Annotated in this window: 19 protein-coding genes; 6 read left to right on the forward strand and 13 right to left on the reverse strand. The window is 67.5% G+C overall.

Going from position 1 to position 17,558, the window contains the following annotated elements:
• Nucleotides 1-50: 50 nt before the first annotated feature.
• Complete coding sequence (locus ACFQ9R_RS17620) at nt 51-848, forward strand: thioesterase family protein (protein WP_378991788.1); 798 nt, start codon at nt 51-53, stop codon at nt 846-848.
• Between the two features lie 19 nt (nt 849-867).
• Here ACFQ9R_RS17620 and ACFQ9R_RS17625 read toward each other — a convergent pair whose 3' ends face one another.
• Nucleotides 868-1,668, reverse strand: coding sequence for a carbonic anhydrase (locus ACFQ9R_RS17625; RefSeq protein WP_378991790.1), 801 nt, complete (start codon nt 1,666-1,668; stop codon nt 868-870).
• A gap of 264 nt (nt 1,669-1,932) precedes the next feature.
• Between ACFQ9R_RS17625 and ACFQ9R_RS17630 the strand changes: the two genes are divergently transcribed.
• Entirely contained in the window at nt 1,933-2,835 is a 903-nt protein-coding gene (locus ACFQ9R_RS17630; protein WP_378991791.1) for an aminoglycoside phosphotransferase family protein, read from the forward strand.
• 85 nt (nt 2,836-2,920) lie between these two features.
• On the opposite strand, the gene ACFQ9R_RS17635 is transcribed toward ACFQ9R_RS17630, so the two are convergent.
• From ACFQ9R_RS17635 to ACFQ9R_RS17680, 10 genes are all read right to left on the reverse strand, one after another.
• Nucleotides 2,921-4,345, reverse strand: a complete 1,425-nt coding sequence (locus tag ACFQ9R_RS17635; RefSeq protein WP_378991792.1) for an MFS transporter — start codon at nt 4,343-4,345, stop codon at nt 2,921-2,923.
• A gap of 82 nt (nt 4,346-4,427) precedes the next feature.
• Nucleotides 4,428-4,868 (reverse strand): Rrf2 family transcriptional regulator, encoded by a 441-nt coding sequence (locus ACFQ9R_RS17640; protein ID WP_378991793.1) that lies wholly within the window; start codon nt 4,866-4,868, stop codon nt 4,428-4,430.
• 87 nt (nt 4,869-4,955) lie between these two features.
• Nucleotides 4,956-5,372, reverse strand: a complete 417-nt coding sequence (locus ACFQ9R_RS17645) for a GNAT family N-acetyltransferase (RefSeq protein ID WP_378991795.1) — start codon at nt 5,370-5,372, stop codon at nt 4,956-4,958.
• Nucleotides 5,373-5,422: 50 nt separating this feature from the next.
• A complete protein-coding gene (locus ACFQ9R_RS17650; protein WP_378991797.1) occupies nt 5,423-7,804 on the reverse strand; it encodes an ATP-binding cassette domain-containing protein in 2,382 nt (793 codons plus the stop codon).
• A 55-nt stretch (nt 7,805-7,859) separates the two neighbouring features.
• On the reverse strand, nt 7,860-8,270 hold the full coding sequence (locus tag ACFQ9R_RS17655) for a VOC family protein (RefSeq protein WP_378629104.1): 411 nt from the start codon (nt 8,268-8,270) through the stop codon (nt 7,860-7,862).
• Between the two features lie 10 nt (nt 8,271-8,280).
• On the reverse strand, nt 8,281-8,724 hold the full coding sequence (locus ACFQ9R_RS17660) for a helix-turn-helix transcriptional regulator (protein WP_378991799.1): 444 nt from the start codon (nt 8,722-8,724) through the stop codon (nt 8,281-8,283).
• Nucleotides 8,721-9,173 (reverse strand): MerR family transcriptional regulator, encoded by a 453-nt coding sequence (locus ACFQ9R_RS17665; RefSeq protein ID WP_378991801.1) that lies wholly within the window; start codon nt 9,171-9,173, stop codon nt 8,721-8,723. The genes ACFQ9R_RS17660 and ACFQ9R_RS17665 overlap by 4 nt, the downstream gene beginning before the upstream one ends.
• Nucleotides 9,174-9,182: 9 nt before the next feature.
• Entirely contained in the window at nt 9,183-9,728 is a 546-nt protein-coding gene (locus ACFQ9R_RS17670) for a class I SAM-dependent methyltransferase (RefSeq protein ID WP_378991802.1), read from the reverse strand.
• A gap of 17 nt (nt 9,729-9,745) precedes the next feature.
• Complete coding sequence (locus ACFQ9R_RS17675) at nt 9,746-10,303, reverse strand: isochorismatase family protein (protein ID WP_378991803.1); 558 nt, start codon at nt 10,301-10,303, stop codon at nt 9,746-9,748.
• Between the two features lie 17 nt (nt 10,304-10,320).
• Complete coding sequence (locus tag ACFQ9R_RS17680) at nt 10,321-11,109, reverse strand: DUF1460 domain-containing protein (RefSeq protein WP_378991804.1); 789 nt, start codon at nt 11,107-11,109, stop codon at nt 10,321-10,323.
• A gap of 330 nt (nt 11,110-11,439) precedes the next feature.
• Between ACFQ9R_RS17680 and ACFQ9R_RS17685 the strand changes: the two genes are divergently transcribed.
• The gene (locus ACFQ9R_RS17685; protein WP_378991806.1) at nt 11,440-12,465 is read left to right on the forward strand and encodes a glucose 1-dehydrogenase; all 1,026 of its coding nucleotides are present in this window, start codon (nt 11,440-11,442) and stop codon (nt 12,463-12,465) included.
• 25 nt (nt 12,466-12,490) lie between these two features.
• On the opposite strand, the gene ACFQ9R_RS17690 is transcribed toward ACFQ9R_RS17685, so the two are convergent.
• A complete protein-coding gene (locus ACFQ9R_RS17690; RefSeq protein ID WP_378991808.1) occupies nt 12,491-13,222 on the reverse strand; it encodes a DsbA family oxidoreductase in 732 nt (243 codons plus the stop codon).
• A 149-nt stretch (nt 13,223-13,371) separates the two neighbouring features.
• Between ACFQ9R_RS17690 and ACFQ9R_RS17695 the strand changes: the two genes are divergently transcribed.
• Both ACFQ9R_RS17695 and ACFQ9R_RS17700 read left to right on the forward strand, forming a co-directional pair.
• Complete coding sequence (locus ACFQ9R_RS17695) at nt 13,372-14,127, forward strand: histidine phosphatase family protein (protein WP_378991809.1); 756 nt, start codon at nt 13,372-13,374, stop codon at nt 14,125-14,127.
• 117 nt (nt 14,128-14,244) lie between these two features.
• On the forward strand, nt 14,245-16,104 hold the full coding sequence (locus tag ACFQ9R_RS17700) for a Na+/H+ antiporter (protein WP_378991810.1): 1,860 nt from the start codon (nt 14,245-14,247) through the stop codon (nt 16,102-16,104).
• An 82-nt stretch (nt 16,105-16,186) separates the two neighbouring features.
• Here ACFQ9R_RS17700 and ACFQ9R_RS17705 read toward each other — a convergent pair whose 3' ends face one another.
• Nucleotides 16,187-16,732: a TetR/AcrR family transcriptional regulator gene (locus ACFQ9R_RS17705; RefSeq protein WP_378629092.1), complete on the reverse strand. Its 546-nt coding sequence runs from the start codon at nt 16,730-16,732 to the stop codon at nt 16,187-16,189.
• A 213-nt stretch (nt 16,733-16,945) separates the two neighbouring features.
• Here ACFQ9R_RS17705 and ACFQ9R_RS17710 point away from each other — a divergent pair, with 213 nt between their 5' ends.
• On the forward strand, nt 16,946-17,554 hold the full coding sequence (locus tag ACFQ9R_RS17710) for a TetR family transcriptional regulator (protein WP_378991812.1): 609 nt from the start codon (nt 16,946-16,948) through the stop codon (nt 17,552-17,554).
• Nucleotides 17,555-17,558 lie beyond the last annotated feature (4 nt).

Consider the following 17,558-nt stretch of genomic DNA (forward strand, 5'->3'; position numbering starts at 1 on the left):
GACGATCAGACGACTTGCAGGATGAAAATTCGACCCGTAGGTTGATAAATGTGAGAGATACGATCGCACCCACGTCCTACTTCCACCGGGTCGGTGCTCACCGCTTCGCGCCGACTGCCCACGCGGGTGGAGCGTGGGACACCGCCGAGCAGCACTTCAGCCCCCTCGGCGGGCTGATCGTGCACGAGATCCAGCGAACACGCGCCCACGAACAGCGCCCAGCGTTGGCCATGAGCCGGATCAGTTTCGACATCCTGGGCAGGATCGCGTTCGGGGAGTTCGACATCGACGTTCGGACCATCCGCCCGGGTCGCACCATCGAACTGGTCGAGGCGACCGTCACCATCGCCGGGCGCAGCGTCGTCTCGGCCCGCGCGTGGTTTCTGAGCGCGCAGGACAGTGCGGGCGTCGCGGGTGGGGAGCCCGAGCGGCTTCCCACCCCCGAATCATTGGCGTCCTGGCCGCTGACCTCGGTGTGGCCCGGCGGCTACATCGCTTCGCTCGATACCCGCCCGGTCGGCATTCCCCAACCCGGGCGGACCACCGCGTGGGTGCACTCACCGATGGACTTGGTGTCCGCGGAACCAGCCGATCCCCTGGCTTCCTACCTCGCGCTCGTCGACACCGCGAACGGCATCGCGGTGCGACAGGAGCCCACCAAGTGGATGTTTCCCAACCTGGACCTGACGGTCCATCTCTATCGGCAACCCGAAGGCGAATGGACCGGTCTCGACACGACCGTCACCTTCGGCCACACCGGGCAAGGACTCACCAGTACCGTCCTGCACGACATTCGCGGCCCGGTCGGGGTTGCCGAACAGATTCTCACCCTCCGTCCACAGGATTAGGTGCCTGTGCCGAGCGGGCTCAGTTGGGTCCGGCGAGGACTACCGGGCGGCCGTTGCGCGGTTGAGTGGGTCGGTTGCTGTGCGGGAACAGGGCGCGGTAGTTGTCGACATCAGGGGCTGCGACCGGCGCGGGGTGGCGCAGCACGATCCACTCGACACCTTCGGTGCACGGGGGCGTGGTCAGGGAGCCCTGGTAGCGGAATTGGGCGAGGTCGGCCGGGAGGAAATCGCGCGGGTCGACAGTGGCGACCGCGCGGGTGAGCCCTGAGCGGTTCGGGGCGGCGGTGAGGATCCGACTCAGCGGGGTGGGGTCGGTGTGCGCGTTCAGGAGGACGGCGAGAACGGCGAACCGGCCCGATCGGGCGGTGTGGACGAAATGCAGTTCCATGGCGGTCTCGGCACCGTCGACGGTGTGCTCGCTGGGGAGATGGAAGTGGAATTGGGTCAGGGTGAACGGCGTTGCGTCGACGACGATGCGGTTGCCGGAGTCCGCTGGGGCGCTCACCTGCACGGTGTGCCCGTTGTTCAGCAGGTTCACCGACGGGATGGGGCGGTAGTCGATCTCGATGTGGTCGGACGGGTGTAGTTCGGTGGGGCTGTCCAGGTCGATCGGCGATTGGGCGTGGCCGACTCGGCAGGCCGAGTAGCCGCGGTCGAGGTCGGCCCAGTGCTCGGGGCCCTCGGCGTCGTAGTCCCAGTGCGGCTTGCCGGTGGTGGCCGCGACCGAACCGCCGCAGCCGGCAGCAGCGAGCAGTGCCAGTGCGGCGAGTGCGCCGCGGCGGGTGATGACGGGGCTGAGGTCATTGTGACGAACCGGCACCGGTGTAGCTCCTTGCCATGATTCTGCCGTCGGCCCGGATGTAGACGTCCCGGGACGGCAGTGTGCGCGTGTCGAAACCAGCTGGCCGACTACCGAACCGAGAATGTCCGGTTTGCACCGAATATCCTTCTAGTGCAGTCGATTTCGCTCCTGCGCGGTGTCTCAGGCTATGCCGGTCGTCATCGCGGAGACCAGACTCGAGGGCGGCGAGATACGTCACATCGGCGGTGTCCGCGGCTCGAGATGGACGCCTAGGGTCGTCTCATGATCGAGATTCCAGAGGTCTTCACCCGCGAAACAATCAGTCGGGAAGGTGAACCCGGGCGGGTATGGATCGCGACACTGCCCCGGCTGGCGGATGAATTACTGCAACGGTGGTCGTGCACTCCTGACGGGCCGGTCATGCACGGCCACGTCGGGATCGTCATTCCGGTGCTGTGTCCGGATCTGCCGCCCGCGGTTGTCAAGATCTCCTTTCCGCACCTGGGCAACGTGTTCGAGCCGGACGCGTTCGCCACCTGGAACGGACGGGGTGCGGTGCAATTGTTCGACCGTGATGACGAACGGTTCGCGATGCTGCTCGAGCGTGCGGGCCACCGAACTCTCGCAAGCATCGCCGACTTCGACGAGGCAGTCGGCATACTCGGGCAACTGTCCCACCGCTTGGCGATCGACGCCCCCGCCGGGCTGCCGCGCTTGAGCGACCTGGTCGCCGACTGGACGGACGAGCTCCGCACGACGGCCGCCGAACTGGGCGATCCACTCCCCCGCCGCGTTCTGGATGCCGCGGCCGAGACCTTGCGTGATCTCGGTCCGGGCCAGCCCGAGACCCTCGTCCACGGCGACCTTCATGATGCGAATGTGCTGGTGGGAGAACGGGAGCCTTGGCTCGCGATCGATCCCAAGGGGTATGTCGGCGACCCCGCCTACGACACGATCACCGTCCTTCGCAGCTACCGGTTCGCGCCGCTGCTGTTCGCCCCCGATCCGGCCGCCGGTATTCGTCGCGGACTGGACTTGTTTTGCGAAGCAGCGGGTATCGACCGTGATCGTGCCCGTCGATGGGCGCAGGTCCGGGCGATCAAGGCCGCACTCTGGGGGCGTCGGCACGGCGATCCCGGTTGGTTGATCCGAGCGACCGACCGTCTGACCGAGATTCTGTGGTGAGGTCGCGATCGGCCGTCTCTCGATTCGGCCAGGGCCTCGAGGTGGGGTCCAGCGGCTTGCCAGTAAGGACTTCCAAGCAGGGTCTTCATGGCAGTTCGTTCGATGCGGGAGTAGGGCGCATCCACAGGGCGATGATCAGTGCGGTGAAGGCGACGAAGGCCATCGCGAGGAAGGCGTCCGAGAATGCCGCCCCGGATCCCGTGTCGTTCAGGGGGTTGAGGGCGTCGGTACCGGCTTGTCGTCGTGCGCTGACCAAGGCGCCGAAGAGCGCCGGACCCGCGCTGGCGCCGAGGAATTGGGCGCCCTGGAGGATCCCGAGCCCGATGCCGGCCTGTGCGGGAGCCAGAGCGCCTGCCGCGGCGCTGATGATCGGCGTCGTCACGAAGATGAAGCCGGCGCACAGTGCGGTGATCCCGATTGCGGTGAGGACCAGCGAACCGCCTCCGGCCACAGTGGACAGGAATACTGCGGACAGTCCCATCACAGCCAGACCGGTCAGCGTAGGGGTGCGGGCACCGATGCGATCGGCCAGGCGTCCACTCAGCGGTGAGAGCATCGCGACGGCGAGGCCGGCCGGGATCATGACCAGCGCGCCGGTGCCCGGATCGAGGCCGTCGACGTCGACGAGCACTATCGGCACGAACACCAGGGCGCCGAGGTTGATGCTCATTGCCAGCGACACGACGATCACAGCGATCCGGAAGACCTGGTTGTCGAACAGTGCGGGTGGGACGAACGGCCGGTCGATGCGCCGATTGCGACCGACGAACACCACGAGTGTGACCATGCCGACGACGAGGCATCCCCACGCCGAGGGCGCCGTGAATCCGGCGACCTGAGCCTGGGTGATTCCGAACAGCAGCAGTCCGGCGCCTGCACCGAGCAGGATGCCGCCGGTGAGGTCGAACCGCTCGGCGGTGGTCGGTGAGTCAGCGGGCAGGACTCGCCAGATCAACGGCAGCAGTACGAGCGCGATGGCGACCATCAGCCAGAACGGTGCGTGCCAGCCGAGCAGCTGTCCGATGCCCCCACCGAGGGCAGGTCCGGCCGCGGTGCCGATTCCTGCCGCGGCGGAGATCACCCCGATGCCCATCCCGCGTTTTTCCGCCGGCAGCAACCGGGTCACGCCCAGGATCGTGAGCACCGGGATCCCGGCCGCGCCGATGCCCATCACGATGCGCCCCGCCACCAGCGCGAGCAGACTCGGGGCGAGCGCGCTGACCAGGCTGCCCGCGGCATAGGTTGTCAGGCAGACCACGAACAGGGTCCGCAGGCTCACTCGGTCCGACAGGCGTCCGTAGAAGGGGATGCCGACGGAGAACATCAGCAGGAATCCGGTGACGACCCATGCCAATTCGGCTTCCGAGGCGTCGAACTCGGCGCCTATCGCCGGTAGCAGCAGATTGACCATGTCGCTGGCGATGACCGTCGCCAGCATCGCGGGCATGAGCACCGCCAGTAACGCCAGGCCTGAACCAGCGTGGTCGGTTTCGAGTCTCGTGGATGTCATGGGTTCCCTCTCCCAGCTTTACCGCAACCAATACGGTTACAGTTCGGGTAAAAAAGAACGGCGGTCTCCCGCCGTCCTGTGATCAGCGCATACGCGCCGCTCGCTCGATGTCGAATACCTTCTGGAGCAGGTGCGCGATGGTCGTCCGACCCAACTGCTCCTCCATGGCCTGCTCGGCGTTGCGGAACTGCTCGTCGACGATCGCCTGCATATGACGACCGACCTCGCACTCGGCGCTGGGCGGGTGGGCATGTCGAGACAGCACCGGCGAACCTTCGACGGCGCGATAGGCGTCGAAGAGAGTGATCTCGCGAGCAGGGCGGGCGAGCGTCCAGCCCCCGCCGCGACCCTCCGTGGACCGCACCAGGTCGGCGTCACGCAGGTTGCCGAGGATGCGTCGAACCAGCACCGGATTGCTCGCCAAGCTCTCCGCGATCTCCACAGACGTCAACGAACTCTCCCCGCCTTGCGCCAATTTCGTCAATGCGTGAATGGCGACCGCGCTTCTGCTGCTGACGCTCATGCATCCTCCCGGTGCCGTTGACCTTCAAAACTGAAACTAACACGGTTGCGGTTTCCGTGCACGGCGAAAACGAGGGCCGGTCGTGATTCAAGCGGGATCGGCCGGCCAGGTCTTTTCCATCCACTGGTCCGGTTCGGGGTGAGCAGTGAAGCCGTAGGGGCGGTACATGTCGTGGGCATCGCCGGTAGCCAGGGCCATACGGCGTAGCCCCCAGTCGTCGGCGTCGGCCATGATCCGGTCAAGGAGGAGTTTGCCGACGCCTTTTCCGCGCTGCCAACGGTCTACGTAGACGTCGGAAAGCCAGGCGAAAGTGGTGCGGTCGGTGACCAGGCGGGCGAAGGCGATCTGGGAACCGTCGTGGAACACGCTGTAGGGCAAAGAATTCTCGACGACGCGGCGGACGCGCTCGCGGCTGCGGCCGGGGGCCCAGTAGGCATCGGTCGACAGGCGGTGGTGGAGCCAGTCGAGATCGACGGCGGCGGGATCGGTGGAGATCTCGAGCATCGGTCCAGAATAGGTGCGGCCGGGCTCGGAGTGAGCCCGGCCGCACGAAGTCAGGCGCCGACGTAGGTGGCCAGGTGTTCGCCGGTGAGGGTGGAGCGGGCTTCGACGAGGTCGGCGGGGGTGCCTTCGAAGACGATGTGGCCGCCGTCGTGGCCCGCGCCGGGGCCGAGGTCGATGATCCAGTCGGCGTGGGCCATCACTGCCTGGTGGTGTTCGACGACGATGACGGACTTGCCGGATTCGACGAGGCGGTCGAGCAGGCCGAGGAGTTGTTCGACGTCGGCCAGGTGCAGGCCGGTGGTCGGTTCGTCGAGGATGTAGACCCCGCCCTTGTCGGACATGTGGGTGGCGAGCTTGAGGCGCTGGCGTTCGCCGCCGGACAGGGTGGTCAGTGGCTGGCCGATGGTGAGGTAGCCCAGGCCCACTTCGGTGAGGTGGGTGAGGATCTTGTGGGCGGCGGGGGTGCGTGCCTCGCCGTCGCCGAAGAACGCGCGGGCTTCGTCGACGGGCATCGAGAGCACTTCGCTGATGTTCTTACCCGCGAAGGTGTATTCGAGGACTTCGGCCATGAAGCGCTTGCCCTCACACACCTCACACATCGTCGACACGCCGGCCATCATCGCCAGGTCGGTGTAAACGACGCCCGCACCGTTGCAGTTCGGGCAGGCGCCCTCGGAATTGGCGCTGAACATGGCGGGTTTGGCGCCGGTGGCCTTGGCGAACGCTTTGCGAATGTGGTCGAGCAGACCGGTGTAGGTGGCGGGGTTGCTGCGGCGTGAGCCCTTGATCGGGGCTTGGTCGACGGAGATGACGCCTTCGTCGATCGGGATCGAGCCGTGCACGAGCGAGCTCTTGCCCGAGCCCGCGACGCCGGTGATCGCCACCAGAATGCCGAGAGGGATGTCGACGTCGACTTTGTCGAGGTTGTTGGCGGTGGCGCCACGAATCTGCAAGGCGCCGGTCGACTTTCGCACCGAGTCCTTGACCGCGGCACGGTCGTCGAAGTGGCGGCCGGTGACGGTGTCGCTGGCGCGCAGCCCGTCGACGGTGCCCTCGAAGCAGATGGTGCCACCCTTGGAACCGGCGGCGGGGCCGAGGTCGACGATGTGGTCGGCGATGACGATCGTTTCGGGCTTGTGCTCGACGACGAGCACCGTGTTTCCCTTGTCGCGCAGGCGCAGCAGCAGGTCGTTCATCCGCTGGATATCGTGCGGGTGCAGGCCCGCGGTGGGCTCGTCGAAGACATAGGTGACGTCGGTGAGCGAGGAGCCGAGGTGGCGAATCATCTTGACGCGCTGGGCTTCACCGCCCGACAGGGTGCCCGAAGGACGCGACAGCGACAGGTAGCCCAGGCCGATCTCGACGAACGAGTCCAGGGTCTGGCGCAGCGACTCCAGCAGCGGCGCCACCGACGGGTCCTCGACCTGCTTGACCCATTCGGCGAGATCGGTGATCTGCATGGCGCAGGCGTCGGCGATGCTGATGCCGTCGATCTTGGACGAGCGGGCCGCGGCGGACAGCCGGGTGCCCGCACAGTCGGGGCAGGTGCCGAAGGTGACGGCACGTTCGACGAAGGCGCGCACATGCGGTTGCAGCGAATCGATGTCCTTGGACAGCATCGACTTGCGCAGTTTGGGGATAAGTCCTTCGTAGGTGAGGTTGATGCCCTCGACCTTGATCTTGGTCGGTTCCTTGTACAGCAGGTCGGCGAGCTGTTTCTTGGTGTACTTCTTGATCGGCTTCGCCGGGTCGAAGAAGCCCGAACCCTTGAAGATGCGGCCCATCCAGCCGTCCATGCTGTAGCCGGGGATCTTGAACGGGCCCTCGTCGAGGGAGAGGTTCTCGTCGTAGAGCTCGGTGAGGTCGATGTCGTTGATCTGGCCTTTGCCCTCACAGGTGGGACACATACCGCCGGTGATGGCGAAGCTGCGGCGTTCCTTGACGGTGACACCGTTCTTCTCGACCTCGACGGCACCGGCGCCGCTGATCGAGGCGACATTGAACGAGAACGCCTGCGACGACCCGATGTGCGGGTCGCCGAGGCGGCTGAACAGGATCCGCAGCATCGCGTTGGCGTCGGTGACGGTGCCGACTGTGGAACGCGGGTCGGCGCCCAGCCGGGACTGGTCGACCAGGATGGCGGTGGTCAGACCCTCCAGGACGTCGACGTCGGGGCGGGCCTGGCTGGGCATGAAGCCCTGCACGAACGCGCTGTAGGTCTCGTTGATCAGGCGCTGTGATTCGGCGGCGATGGTGCCGAAGACCAGGGAGCTCTTACCGGATCCGGACACGCCCGTGAAGACCGTCAGCCTGCGCTTGGGGATCTCGATGCTCACATCGCGCAGATTGTTGACCCGCGCGCCGTGCACGCGGATCACATCGTGGCTGTCGGCCGGCTCTATGGTGGTGCCGGTCTTCTTGGCCGTGCTCATGGGTCTCCCTTGATCAGTCGACATCGCCGGACATCGAATCTACCGGCGCGATGGGTTACTTGGTCTGCTGGATGCGGACCATATTTCCGGCGGGATCGCGGAAGGCGCAGTCGCGCACGCCGTAAGGCTGATCGGTGGGTTCCTGGACGATCTCGATGTCTCCGGCCTGCAGCTTCTCGAACAGGCCGTCGAGGTCGTCGGTGGCGAGGTTGACGCCGGCGTAGGTGCCTTTGGCCATCATTTCGCTGATGACGCGGCGTTCGTCGTCGGTGAGGCCGGGGTCGGCGGCCGGTGGGTGCAGCACGATGGAGGTGTCGGGCTGGCCGGTGGGGCCCACGGTGATCCAGCGCAGCCCGTTGTAGCCCACATCGTTGCGCACCTCGAAGCCGAGTGTGTCGCGGTAGAAGGCGAGCGCGGCGTCGGGGTCGTCCTGTGGCAGGTAGCTCGAGTGGATGGTGAGGTTCATGCCGACCACGCTAATTGTCGGCCGGAGCGGAAGCTTCTCGATTCCTGATCGGTCTGGTCACCTTCTTGACCACGCACGACGGCATGCCCGCGGTCTGTTCGTCCTGACGCTGTTTGTAGGTGCTGGGCGGCACCCCGACGAGTTCGGTGAAGCGGGTACTGAAGGTACCCAGCGAGGACGAGCCGACCGCGAAACACACCTCGGTGACGCTCAGGTCGCCGCGGCGCAGCAGTGCCATGGCCCGTTCGATGCGGCGGGTCATCAGGTAGGAGTACGGCGATTCCCCGTAGGCGAGGCGGAATTGCCGGCTGAGGTGCCCGGCCGACATGTGGACGCCGCGGGCGAGCGCTTCGACGTCGAGCGGCTGGGCGTACTCACGGTCGATGCGGTCGCGCACACGACGCAGCAGCGCGAGGTCGCGCAAGTGCTGTGGTTTCGCGGGTGGGCCGGTCACATGGCCGATCGTCCCACGTCGGACGGTGTTGCCGACACCGGCGGGTCGGTGTGGGTGTCGAGGACCCCGGCGAGTTCGGCACGGAAGTGAGGGCAGGTGCGGAAGTCCTCGGCGTCGCAGTCCAGGACGTGGGTGACGGCGTCGAGGGCGGCGCGCGTGCGGGCGATCTGGTCGGCGAGGCGGTCGCGATGGGCTTCGAGTACTTCTCGGCGGGTGCGCCGATCGGGGGAACGGATGAACAGGATGGCGAGATCGTCGAGGGACAAGCCTGCCTTCTTGCCCAGCACGATCATCGCGATCGTGTCGATGTCGGTGCCGCGGTAGTGGCGGCGTCCGGCCGAGTCACGGGCTGGAGTGAGCAGTCCGCGGTCTTCCCAGTGGCGCAGCACGTGGGTCGCGAGCCCGAACTGGGCTGCCACCGCACCGATCGTGGTGTGTTCCCCGGCCATCCGCCGAGCCTATGCGGTGACGCGGTAGCAGGTGATCACGGCGACGGGATGCCAAGGCAGACGGACTGTTTCGGTGTCGACCGAGCCGAATGCGGTGCTGAGTGCGCGCCGGATCTCGCGGGTTCGGGTGAAGCGGAAGTCGAAGATCGCGGCGCCGCCGCCGGGGCGGAGTACTCGACGCAGTTCGGTGACGGCGGCGGGCAGGTCCGGCCATTCGTGCATGCTCAGGCTCGACACGGCGAAGTCGATGCTCGCGTGCGGGTGGGGCAGCTCGGCGACGTCGGCGACGGCCAGGTCGATCGGCTGCCCAGCGAGGGTGCGCCGGGCGATCTCGATCATGTGCGGGGACAGGTCGATGCCGTGCAGGCGCAGGTCGGGGCGACGAGTCGCCACGTGGGACAACAGCTTTCCCGGGCCGGTGCCGAGGTCGAGGACCGTGGCCGAATCGGTGGTGATGGCGTCGATGTCGGTGGCGATCCGCCGGTACAGGCCGGTGAGGAGCCGGGTGGCGCGCCGGTCGTAGCCGAGGCTCTGTTCGTATCCGAAAGTGGTCATGAGACCACCGTGGTTGTTCAGGTCGACCTGAAGTCAAGCTCGTCGGTCGGGCGCACGGCCGCGGTGCGACCGGGTGCTTGCTGGAATTGCCAGTACAGGTTCGTGTGGGCGATGACGTCTTCGGGTTTCGGTGCGCCCCACCGGGTCTTGTCGCCGGTGGTGTGGGCATCGGCGACCAGGGTGACATCGTATCCGCGCACGAACGCGCTGTGGATGGTCGAACGGACGCAGGCGTCGGATTCCGCGCCCGTGACCACCAGGTGACCGGCGCCCACCGCCGCGAGCAGTCCCTCGAGCTCGGTGTCTTCGAAGGAGTCCCCGTAGTGCTTGTGAACCAGCGGTTCGGTGTCGGTGCGGGTGAGTTCGGGGACGTAGTGCCAGGGATCGCTGTGTTCGACCAAATCCTCGGAGGAGTGCTGGATCCAGATGATCGGGACATCGGCGGTGCGGGCACGGTCGACAAGGGCGTTGATGTTCGCGACGACCTCGTCGCGGCGGGGTGCTTCGTCGACGACGCCGTTCTGCACGTCGACGACGAGCAGCGCGGTGTTCGGGCGGTCGGGCAGCGTGGTCATGGCGATTCCTCTGGCGGTCAGAGCGGGCGAAGGACGACGACGCCCGGGACGGTCTGGAGATACTCGGTCAAGGGGGTATCGACGACCTGGTTGTTCGCCGCGAGCGAGGAGGCGTTGCGGAAGACCGGGCCGGTGGGGGTCGCGACGATGATGCCGACGTGGGTCACGTCGAGCCCGGCGTCGGGGGTGTAAGCGCCGAGGAAGTCGCCGGTGCGAAGGGCGGCCTGGACTGCCCCGTCGACGGCGGCCGCGGGAATATGGGTGACGGCACGGTCGACCACGGCAACGCCCGGCAGGTAGGTGCTGCCGTCAGCTTTCGCGTTGAGATGCTTGGTGATGGTCACCGCGGCGGGGCTCAGGCTCGCGGTGATGTCGGTGGCGGCGAGCCGTTCGCGGGTGGCCCAGTCGGTGAAGAAGTGCTTGCGCTGGGCGAATTCGACGCGACCATCGATGTAGCGAGTACTGACCAGGTTGGTGAGGAACTCGTCGCGGGTGCTGGAGCGGGAGGCGGCATCGATGTAGTCGAGGTAGGTGAAGCAGTCGACGCGGCGCAGATCCGCGACGAGCTGTTCGGGCTCGCTGGCCGAACCGATCAGCATGTTCGCACCGTACGGGGTGCCGAGCAGCCGCGCGGAGAGCCGTTCGAGGAGTTCGCCACGGCCCAGACCGCCCGATTCGGCGCGCACGGTGAGGAGTTCGTCGATCTTGCGCGCGGAAACGTCATCGACCGACGGTGCGGCCGAGGCCGGTGCCAGCGCGCACACGAGCGCGGCGAGCACGAGCATGATCCGGACGATGATGCGCAAGACGCCTCCAGCTGGCCACGGGTCGGTCGGTGCGAGCGCTGTCCACCGTAGCCGAGACGGCGGACAGGATCGGCGACTCAGGGTTCCCGATGCCGCGATGATGGCGGAGTGTGACGTTCGGCCATCGGTGATGCCGATTGTTCGCGAATGGTCTCGTATCGACCGGTCGGTGGGTTGTTCGCGTACCGTTGGCGCAGGTAGTCCGTGTTCGCGGCGTGTTCGCGATGGGGTTGCTCCCCCGGGTGTCGTGGATGTGGTTCGTGCAGACGTCGACCGTTGGCCCGTCCGGGCGGAAGGGATGCCGAAATGCGTGCGTTGACAGTGGTTCCCATGCAGAAGCAATCGTTGCGGGTGGAGGATGTGCCCGACCCGGTCGTCGGTCCCGGCGAACTGCTCGTCGACGGGATCTCGCTGGGTATCTGCGGCACCGACCGCGATATCGCGCAGGGCAACTACGGCTGGCTGCCACCGGGCAAGTCGCAGATGGTGCTCGGGCACGAATCTCTGGGGCGGGTGAAGACCGCGCCCGCGGGCAGCGCATTCGCCCCTGGCGACCTCGTCGTCGGGATCGTGCGCAGGCCGGATCCGGTGCCGTGCGGGGCGTGCGCGCGCGGCCAATGGGACATGTGCCGCAACGGGATGTACGTCGAGCGCGGGATCAAGGAGATCGACGGGTACGGGTCGACGTCCTGGGTGGTGCGCGAGGACTTCGCGGTGCGACTCGATCCGGCACTGGAGAAGGTCGGGGTCCTGCTGGAACCGACGACCGTGGTCGCCAAGGCCTGGGATCAGATCGAGAAGATCAACAACCGCGCCTGGTTCGATCCGCGCACCGTTCTGGTCACCGGCGCCGGGCCGATCGGTCTGCTGGCGGCGCTGCTCGGGCAGCAACGCGGCCTGGACGTGCACGTCCTCGACCGGACCAGCGGCGGGACGAAAGAAGAGCTGGTCCAGGCGCTGGGCGGCACGTTCCACACGGGGACGGCGGCCGCCGCCGCGAAAGAGATCAGCCCCGACATCGTGATCGAGGCGACCGGTGCGCCTGCGGTGGCGTTGCAGGCGATGGAGATCGACAATCCCGGCGTGATCGTCTGCCTGACCGGGGTGTCGACCCCCGGTGTCGATACCGATGTCGATGTCGGCGGATTGAACCGCAACATCGTGCTCGACAACGCGGTGGTGTTCGGTTCGGTGAACGCGAACCGTCACCACTACGAACAGGGCGCCGAAGCGCTGGCCAAAGCGGACGAGTCGTGGCTCGAACGCCTCATCACCCGGCGGCTGCCGCTGGAGAAGGCGCTCGAGGCGTTCGACCCGGGCGGGTCCGATATCAAGGTCGTCATCGACCTGGCCTGACTCGCCGAAGCGAGGTCCGCGGTGGTCAGTCGGCCGCCGCGACCTCGGTCGTGGGGACCGCGCAGCCGTCGGGGCCGCAGCTGTCGCCGTCGGCGATGAGCTGGGGAGCAGGTCGATCGTTCCAGGCGGTGTTCAGTGCCCGGGTGAACGTTTCGGGAGGTTGGGCGCCGGAGACCGCGTACTTGCCGTCGAAGACGAAGAACGGGACACCGGTGGCACCGAGCGCGGCGGCCTCGGCTTCGTCGCGGCGGACCGCGTCGGCGTAGGCATCGGGGTCTGCCAGCACCGCGCGCACCGAGTTCTCGTCCAGACCCGCGCGCACAGCCAAGGCCACCAGGCGTTCGGTATCGCCGAAGACGGGCTCGGGTTCGGCGAAATTGCCTGCGTAGAGGGCGTCGAGCAGGGCTTCCTGCTTGCCCTGGTCGAGGGCGTAGTGCAGGAGCCGGTGCATGTCGAAGCTGTTGCCCGAGTCGCGGCCCGCGGTTCGGTAGGGCAGACCCATCGCCGCGGCCTGGGCGCCGATGCCGCGTTCGTTGGCGGCGGCCTGGTCGACGGTGATGCCGTATTTCTCGGCGATCGCCGGGATGACCGGACGCGTGGAACCGGCGGGCAAGGTCGGATCGAGCTCGAAGGACCGGTGAACCACCTCGACGTCGTCCCGGTGCGCGAAGCCGGCCAGCGCTTCTTCGAAGCGGGCTTTGCCCAGGTAGCAGAACGGGCAATTGATGTCGGTCCAGATCTCTACTCTGGTGGACAAGCGGGCCTCCTGCGGCGCATCGAGGGGTGCGGCGGTGGTCCGCCGGACAGTTCTGGACAGGCGTTCGAATTCGGGGAATGTAACGCCGGCAACGAGGCCGCTATTCCCTGGCGCGTCCGGGCACGACGGGACGAGCACGAGGGGTATCGATGGAGTTCGAGCAGCGGAGGGGGTGGGTGCAGGTGCCCGAAGGATTGGTGGTGCCACGCGCGCTGGGGGGATTGTGGGCGGTGCGCCACGCACAGAGTGAGGCCAATGTGTGGTTCTCCGACCCGGCGACCGAGCAGCGGCCGATGCGGGGCACCGATTCCGCGGTGGAACTGACCACCCACGGGCAGTGGCAGGCGCGCTGTCTGGGCGACTGGCTGGCCGGGCTGGCGGGCACGCAGCGACCCACCCTGGTGGTCTGCTCGCCCTACCTGCGCACCAGAGTCACCTGGGCGGTGATGGCCGAGGCCGCCGCCTCCCGCAACCGGCACCTGCACCCGATCCGCACCCTGGTCGACGAACGGTTGCGTGATCGGGAGATGGGGGTGTTCGAACTGCATCCGTACCGGGCGATCCGGCGACGCGCGCCCGAGGAGGGGCTGCGTCGTGAACTGGTCGGCAACTGGGTCTATCGCCCGCCGGGCGGGGAGTCGCTGGCCGATGTGGCATTGCGGGTGCGCAGTTTCCTCGACGAGCTCGACGTGGTGGCCGCGGGCGAGCAGGTGCTGGTGGTGACGCACGACGCGGTGGTGGTGTCGTTGCGCTACATCCTCGACGGACTCGGTGCGCCGGTACCGGATTCGCTCGAGCCGGTGCCCAACGCGTCGGTGTCACAGTGGCGGCGTGAGGGCCCACGACTGGCGTTGCGTGTGTGGGGCTCGGTCGACCACCTCGCGATGGACGCGGACACGGGCTAGGGGCCGGCGCGACTGACCGATGTCGGCCGCAACCGTTTTCGTGATGGTCGGTGCCGACGCGGCTGTCGTTGGGTGGCGTCGACGGACTGATGGGTCCGTCGGTGGGAGAATGCGCGAGTGGATGTCGCGATCGGTCTGGTTGTCCTCATCGGCTCGGCGACCGCGCTGGCGGCGCTGGCGCGGCGATTCGGGGTGTCGGAACCTCTGGTGCTGACGTTGGCCGGGGTGGCCGCGTCGTACCTGCCGATGGTGCCGCAGGTACATCTCGAGCCGGAGGTGGTGCTGCTGGGGTTGCTGCCGCCGCTGCTCTACACCGCCGCGCTGCGCACCTCGCTGGTCGATTTCAAGGACAACCTGCGCACCATCGCGTCGCTGTCGGTGGGGTTGGTGCTGTTCAGCACGTTCGCGGTGGCGTTGGTGGTGTGGTGGTTGCTGCCGGTGCCGTTCGCGGCGGCGGTCGCGTTGGGTGCGGTGGTCGCTCCCCCGGACGCGGTGGCAGCGACCGCGGTGGCCCGACGCACAGGGATGCCGCGCAGCATCGTGACGGTGCTCGAGGACGAGTCGCTGTTCAACGACGCCACCGCGCTGGTGGCGTTGCGTTCGGCGATCGCGGCGATGGCCGGTGCGGTGACCGCATGGCAGATCGGCGGCGATTTCCTGCTCGCGGCCGTCGGCGGCGGTGTCATCGGGGCCGTGGTGGCGGCGGCATTGGTGATGTTGCGCCGGCGGATCACCGACCCGGTGCTCGATACCTCGGTGTCGCTGCTGGCCCCGTTCGTGGCGTATCTGCCCGCCGAGCACTTCCACGCCTCGGGCGTGATCGCGGTCGTCACGTGCGGGATGATCCTGGGCCACGGCGCGCAACGGTGGCAGGGCGCGGCCTCGCGGGTCGCCGAGACCACCAATTGGCGCACCATCCAGTTCATTCTGGAGAGCGCGGTGTTCTTGATCATCGGGTTGCAGGTGCGCTGGATCGTCGAGGCCGCCTGGCACAGCGGGTTGGATCACGCCACGCTCGTCGTCGCGGCGGTGGGTGTGCTGGCCGCGGTGATGCTGGCGCGCCCGGTGTGGGTGTTCACGCCCGTGCTGGTGGCCAGGTTGTTCGGGCGCGCGACCGAACCGTTGAGTCATGCGGCGGTGGTGTCGTGGGCGGGCATGCGCGGGGTGGTGACCTTGGCGGCGGTGTTGTTGCTGCCCGACTCGACACCGCAGTTGCCGGTGCTGGAACTGCTCGCCCTGGTGGTGGTCGGCGGCACGCTGCTGGTGCAGGGCAGTTCGCTGCCGTGGCTGGTGCGGTTGCTGCGGTTGCGCGGACCCAGTCGCGAGGAAGACGCACTCGCCAAAGCCGATCTGCTGCAACAGGCTTCGACCGCCGGCCTGGCCGAACTCGACCGCAGGATCGGACCGGACACCCCCGAACCGGTGATCGAATCGCTGCGACAGCGACTGATCTGGCGCTCCAACGCCGCCTGGGAGCGGTTGGGCCGCCCGGAGGCCGAACTGGTGACACCGACCGCGGAGTACCGGCGGTTACGACTGGCGATGCTGGCCGCCGAACGCGATGCGGTGCTGACGGTTCGCGACGCGGGGGCGGTGGATTACGAAGTCCTCCAACATGTGCTGGCCCGGCTCGACCTCGAGGAATCGATGATCGACCGTTTCGACGAGAGCGACGACGACCGCCGCGCCGAACCGCTGTCCACCGCCGCCGGTGCGGTGGGGTGCGCCCATCTGGAGGAGGCGCCGGCCCTGGCGGAACCGCCCGCTGGTGAGCTGGTGTGTCAGACGTGTCTGGACGAGGGTCTGCGCTGGGTGCATCTGCGAATGTGCACCGCCTGCGGGAACATCGGCTGCTGTGAGTCCTCGATCGGTGACCACGCGAGCGCCCATTTCCGGGACTCGGCGCATCCGGTGATGCGCAGTGTGGAGCCCGGGGAAGCCTGGCGATGGTGCTACGTGGACCAATTGCTCGGCTAGCTCACGGAAGTGTCCGTCCGGCCAGGGGTCGCGAATCAGCGCGGCACGAGACCCTGACGCAGTCGTCGCACCGACGTGGTCGTCAGCCGCGGTGGGAGTAGATCAGTCGCGCGTATTCGGCGAGCAGGTGGTCGAGTTCGGTGGATTCGCCCGCGGCAGCGAGCTGTTGATAGCCGATGATCATCGCCATGCCGAATTCGGTGACGACGGTGGCGGTGGCCGTGTCGTCGACGACGCCGTCGATGACACGGTGCACGGTGCGCCGCCGCGACTCGTCGACCCGCTTGACGGTGACGTGTACCGATTCGTCGTTGGCCGCCCAGGCGCGCAGCGCGGCTTCGGCGCCGTGTTCGAGTCCGCTGGCGAGCACCGACATCGCCCGCACGTCGGCGTCGGCGTCACCGTGGCCGACGTCGAGCGCGCGTAGCTCCACCATCTGACGGTTCTCCCAGTGTTCGAGCAGAGTGTCGACGAAGCCCTGCCAGGAGCCGAAGTGGTGATAGAACGAGCCGCTGGTGACGCCGAGGCGACGGCACAGCACCCCGATGTTGAGACCTTTGAAGCCGAACTCTGCGAGCACCGCCACCGCGGTGTCGAAGTACTGCTCCTTGGTGACCACTCGGGACATCGCGATGCCGTTCTGTTCGTGCGGGCAGGGCCGAAGAATCCGAACAGTACCCCATCGTATCGAGCCCTCGCGCGTACGTAACGTTGTCTACGCTGTGCCCGGGTGGACCGTAGGGACGACGAAATACCAAGTGGCGGAACGAAATACGTGCACAACGGCCCAAAAGCGCATCCGAATGGAATAGCAGAGCGCACGCTCTGTAAACTTTTGTTCATGCCGAGACCGCGCACCCACGACCCGGAGACCGTGCTGGACGCCGCCGAAAAGCTGGCAGCAGGCGCCGGACCCGCCGCTGTCACAGTGCGCGCGGTCGCCGCCGCTACCGGAGTATCCAATGGCGCGCTCTATCACACATTTCAGTCCCGCCAGGTTGTCCTGGCGCGCACATGGTTACGCGCCGCGCACCGATTCCTCGCCCTCCAGTCGGCCGATATCGACCGCGCGGTCACCGCGCCCGACACCGAGACCCGCATCGACGCGGTCCTCGACGCCGCCGAGGCACCGGCGCGACTGGCCGAAAACCATCCCGACTCCGCGCGTCTGCTGCTGATCGTCGACCGCGCCGAACTGCTCGCCGGCGACATCGCGCCCGCACTGGCACAGGAGATCGCCGACACCGAGAAGGCGCTCGTCGCCGCGCTCAACCGGCTCGCGCGCGCCCTGTGGGGTCGCGCCGACCGGCGCGGCGTCGCCACCGTCACCACCTGCCTGGTAGACCTGCCCACCGCGCTGCTGCTGCGCCGCGACCGGCTCATCGACCCCCTGGCCCGCGCTCAGCTGCGTGCTGCCGTGCGTGCCGTCCTCGACCTCGGTCCCCACTGAAAAG

The organism is Nocardia sp. NPDC056541, from assembly GCF_042794235.1.
GTDB lineage: Bacteria > Actinomycetota > Actinomycetes > Mycobacteriales > Mycobacteriaceae > Nocardia.